Genomic DNA, 4,583 nt, shown 5'->3' on the forward strand with positions numbered 1-4,583 from the left:
CCAGCGCCAGCGCGGCCGCCACCGCCAGGGGCCAGCGCGCGCCGGCGGTGCCTTGTCTGCACAGGGCGATACTCATCATGGGTGTGCTCTCCGGGGGTGCGGGTCCTGCCCGCGGGGTTCATTCCAGATTCGGCGCCAGCCTGCGGCGCAGCTCCTCTAAGTCCATGCCGCGGCGCGCCGCCATGTCCTGCACTTGGTCGTCGCCGATCTGGCCGACGTTGAAGTACGTCGCCTGCGGGTGTGCCAGGTAGAAGCCGCTCACGCTCGACGCCGGGTACATGGCGAAGCTGTCGGTCAGCTGCATGCCGATCTCCGCGGCATGCAGCACCTTGAACAGGTCCACCTTGGCCGTATGGTCCGGGCAGGCGGGGTAGCCGGGCGCCGGGCGGATGCCCTGGTACTGCTCCTTGATCAGCTCCTCGTTGCTCAGCGCCTCGCCGGCCGCGTAGCCCCACAGGTCCTTGCGCACGCGCGCGTGCAGGCATTCGGCGAAGCCCTCGGCCAGCCGGTCCGCCAGGCTCTTGAAGAGGATGTTCGAGTAGTCGTCCAGCGCCGCGAGGAATTCCTGCTCCTTCTTCTCCGCGCCGATGCCGGCCGTGACGGCAAACATCCCGACGTAGTCGGCGATGCCGGACGCCTTGGGCGCGACGAAATCCGCCAGGCAGCGGCTCGGGCGCAGCCGGCCCTCGGCGTCCACCTGCTTTTCCGCCTGCTGGCGCAGTCCGTACCAGGTCATCAGCACCTCGCTGCGCGACTCGTCCGTGTAGAACTCGATGTCGTCGCCCACGCGGTTGGCCGGGAACAGGCCGATCACCCCGTTGGCCGTGAGCCAGCGCCCGTCGATGATCTTGCGCAGCATCGCCTGGCCGTCGGCGTAGACCTTGCGCGCCTCCTCGCCCACCACCTCGTCCTCGAGGATCGCCGGGAAGCGCCCCGCCAGGTCCCAGGTCTGGAAGAACGGCCCCCAGTCGAGGAAGGGAACGATCTCCGCCAGGTCGAAGTTGCGAAACACCCGCCGCCCGAGCGCGCGCGGCGCCACCGGCCGGTAGTGCTCGAAATCCACCTGCGTGGCGTTCGCGCGCGCCTTCGCCAGCGGCCACAGCGGCACCCGCTTCTTGCGCGCGTGCAGCGTGCGCACGTGCTCGTAGTCCGCCTGCACCTCGCTCAGGTAGTCCTCGCGCCCCTCGCCCAGCAGGCTCTGTGCCACGCTCACGCTGCGCGACGCATCCGGCACGTAGACCACCGGCCCGTCGTACTTCGGCGCGATCTTCACGGCCGTGTGCACGCGCGAGCAGGTCGCGCCGCCGATCAGGAGCGGAATCTTCTTGATGCGGAAGTACTCGTCCTTGCTCATCTCGCCGGCGACGTGCTGCATCTCCTCCAGGCTGGGCGTGATCAGGCCCGACAGGCCGATGATGTCCGCCCCTTCGGCCTTGGCGCGCGCCAGGATCTCGTGGCAGGGCACCATCACGCCCATGTTGATGACCTCGAAGTTGTTGCACTGCAGCACGACGGTGACGATGTTTTTGCCGATGTCGTGCACGTCGCCCTTGACGGTGGCAATGACGATCTTGCCCTTGCTGGTCACGTCCAGGCCGGCCGCTTCCTGCTGGCGCTTTTCTTCCTCGATGTAGGGGATCAGGTGGGCCACGGCCTGCTTCATGACGCGGGCGCTCTTGACCACCTGCGGCAGGAACATCTTGCCGGCGCCGAACAGGTCGCCAACGATGTTCATGCCGTCCATCAGCGGGCCCTCGATCACGTGCAGCGGTCGGCCGCCGCCCTTGACCACGATGTCCTGGTAGGCCTCTTCCGTGTCCTCGACGATGAAGTCGGTGATGCCGTGCACCAGCGCGTGCGACAGGCGCTGTGCCACGGGCACCGGCGCCTCTGGCGTGCCGCGCCACTCCAGGCGCTTGCTGTCGTCCTTGGCGGCGCCCTTGGTGGCCTCGGCGATCTCCAGCAGGCGCTCGGCCGCATCCGGGCGGCGGTTCAGGACCACGTCCTCGACGCGTTCGCGCAGCTCTGGATCGAGGTCGTCGTACACGCCCACCATGCCGGCGTTGACGATGCCCATGTCCATGCCGGCACGGATGGCGTGGTAGAGGAACACCGTGTGGATGGCCTCGCGCACCGGGTCGTTGCCGCGGAAGGAGAACGACACGTTGGACACGCCGCCCGAGACCTTGGCGCCCGGCAGGTTCTGCTTGATCCAGCGCGTGGCCTCGATGAAGTCCACGGCGTAGTTGGCGTGCTCCTCGATGCCGGTGGCGATCGCGAAGACGTTGGGGTCGAAGATGATGTCCTCGGGCGGGAAGCCGACTTCTTCGACCAGGATGCGGTAGGCACGCTCGCAGATCTCGATCTTGCGCTCGAAGGTGTCGGCCTGGCCCTGCTCGTCGAAGGCCATGACCACGGCGGCGGCGCCGTAGCGCTTGATCAGGCGCGCGTGGTGCTTGAACTCCTCCACCCCCTCCTTCATGGAGATGGAGTTGACGATGCCCTTGCCCTGCAGGCAGCGCAGGCCGGCCTCGATGACTTCCCACTTGGAGGAATCGACCATCACCGGCACGCGCGCGATGTCGGGCTCGGAGGCGATGAGCTGGAGAAAACGCACCATCGCCGCCTTGCTGTCGAGCATGGCCTCGTCCATGTTCACGTCGATGACCTGGGCGCCGTTTTCCACCTGCTGGCGCGCCACCGACAGCGCCTGCTCGTACTGCTCGGCCAGGATCATGCGCGCGAAGGCCTTGGAGCCGGTGACGTTGGTGCGCTCGCCGATGTTCACGAACAGCGAGCCCTCGCCGATGGTCAGCGGCTCGAGGCCCGAGAGCCTCATGGGGGGAATGGGGGCGGCGGGAAAGGCTTGGCTCATCAGGCTCACCTGTGCAATCGTTCGGAAAGGGACAGGCGAGCGTCGTTGCTGCAGCGCCGGCGGGCGGCGCCCTCCAAGCCTGACGGGCGGCCGGCGGCCCGCTGCAACGCTCCTTGGAGGGAAGCGGCGATTCTATCGGTGCCTGCCCATACCCGGCGGCACGGCCATGGAAAGCGCCCGGGCGCTCTGCGGGAGCTTCGGGGCTCAGCCGCGCATCAGCGCCTCGATTTCGTCGGCCTCCACCGGCACGCCGCGCGTGGTCAGCTCGCAGCCGCCCTCGGTGACGATGGCGTCGTCCTCGATGCGGATGCCGATGTGGTGGAACTGCTCGGGCACGCCGGGCGCCGGGCGCACGTAGATGCCCGGCTCGATGGTCAGCACCATGCCGGGACGCAGGATGCGGCTGGGCCGGTCGGTGATGGTCTCGCCCGACAGCGGATCGCGCCGCTCGCTCGCCTGGCCGACTTCCGAGGGCTCGACATAGCTGCCGCAGTCGTGCACGTCCATGCCCAGCCAGTGGCCGGTGCGGTGCATGTAGAACTGGAAGTAGGCGCGGCTGTCCACCACGTCCTGCGCGCTGCCGACCTGGTTGCGGTCCAGCAGCCCCAGGTCCAGCAGGCCCTGCGCGAGCACGGCGACGGTGGCGTCGTGGGGGTCGGTGAAGCGGGCGCCGGCGCGCGTGGCGGCAATGGCGGCCTTCTGGCTCTGCAGCACCAGCTCGTAGAGCGCGCGCTGCGGCCCGGTGAAGCGGCCATCGGCGGGGAAGGTGCGCGTGATGTCGCTGGCGTAGCCGTCGAGCTCGCAGCCGGCGTCGATCAGCACCAGCTCGCCGGCACGCACGGGCGCGGCGTCGGCGCGGTAGTGCAGCACGCAGGCATTCGCCCCGGCGGCGACGATGGAGCCGTAGGCGGGGAATTGCGAGCCCTCCTCCCGGAAGGCGGCCAGCAGCTCGGCCTCCAGGTGGTACTCGCGCACCTCCTGGCCGGCGCGCAGCATGCGGGCGCTCCTTTGCATGGCGCGCACGTGGGCGCGTGCGCTGATGGCGGCGGCGCGGCGCATGGTGTCCAGCTCGTGCGCGTCCTTGACGAGGCGCATCTCGTCGAGCAGCAGGCAGGCATCGGCCTGCTCGCTCGGGCACAGCACGCCGTAGCGGGCGCGGGCCCGCACCTTCGCCAGCCAGCCTTCCACGCGCGCGGCCAGGCCCTCGTGGATGGCGAAGGGATACCACACGCGCTGGCGGTTTTCCAGCAGGCGCGGCAGCTCGGTCTCCAGCGCACTGGAGGGCAGGGCGGCGTCCACGCCCAGCGCCCCGACGGCGGCTTCCGGCCCCAGGCGGTAGCCGTCCCAGATCTCGCGCTCCAGGTCCTTGGGCTGGCAGAACAGCAGGCTGTGCCCCTCGGCCGTCAGCACCAGGCAGGCGCCGGGCTCGGTGAAGCCCGTGAGGTAGTAGAAGTAGCTGTCGTGCCGGTAGGGAAAGGCGCTGTCGCGGTTGCGCGGCCGCTCGGGTGCGGTGGGGATGATGGCGATGCCGCCGGCGCCCAGTTGGGCAGCCAGGCGGGCACGCCGCTGGGCGTGGAGGGCGATGGCGGTCATGGGTGGCCATCGTAACGCCTGGCGGGCGTCCTTACAGCGCCGCGGCCAGCAGGCTTGCGCCGGCGGCCAGCAGCAGCGCGCAGACCATCCAGCGCACCAGCGCCAGCGGCAGGCC

At 69.6% G+C, this 4,583-nt stretch carries 2 protein-coding genes and 1 riboswitch; both genes read right to left on the reverse strand.

Going from position 1 to position 4,583, the window contains the following annotated elements:
- Positions 1-118 precede the first annotated feature (118 nt).
- Positions 119-2,839, reverse strand: coding sequence for a methionine synthase (metH, locus tag A612_RS09625; protein ID WP_019374286.1), 2,721 nt, complete (start codon positions 2,837-2,839; stop codon positions 119-121).
- Between the two features lie 66 nt (positions 2,840-2,905).
- Positions 2,906-2,996, reverse strand: a riboswitch (S-adenosyl-L-homocysteine riboswitch).
- Between the two features lie 83 nt (positions 2,997-3,079).
- Complete coding sequence (locus A612_RS09630; RefSeq protein ID WP_019374287.1) at positions 3,080-4,468, reverse strand: aminopeptidase P N-terminal domain-containing protein; 1,389 nt, start codon at positions 4,466-4,468, stop codon at positions 3,080-3,082.
- Positions 4,469-4,583: the final 115 nt, after the last annotated feature.

The sequence above is a fragment of the Melaminivora alkalimesophila genome (assembly GCF_000282995.1).
Classification (GTDB): Bacteria; Pseudomonadota; Gammaproteobacteria; order Burkholderiales; family Burkholderiaceae_C; genus Melaminivora; species Melaminivora alkalimesophila.

Coding starts and splice junctions, on each gene's coding strand:
- metH (WP_019374286.1), bottom strand. CDS start 2,839: ATGAGGCTCTCGGGCCTCGAGCCGCTGACCATCGGCGAGGGCTCGCTG.
- A612_RS09630 (WP_019374287.1), bottom strand. CDS start 4,468: ATGACCGCCATCGCCCTCCACGCCCAGCGGCGTGCCCGCCTGGCTGCC.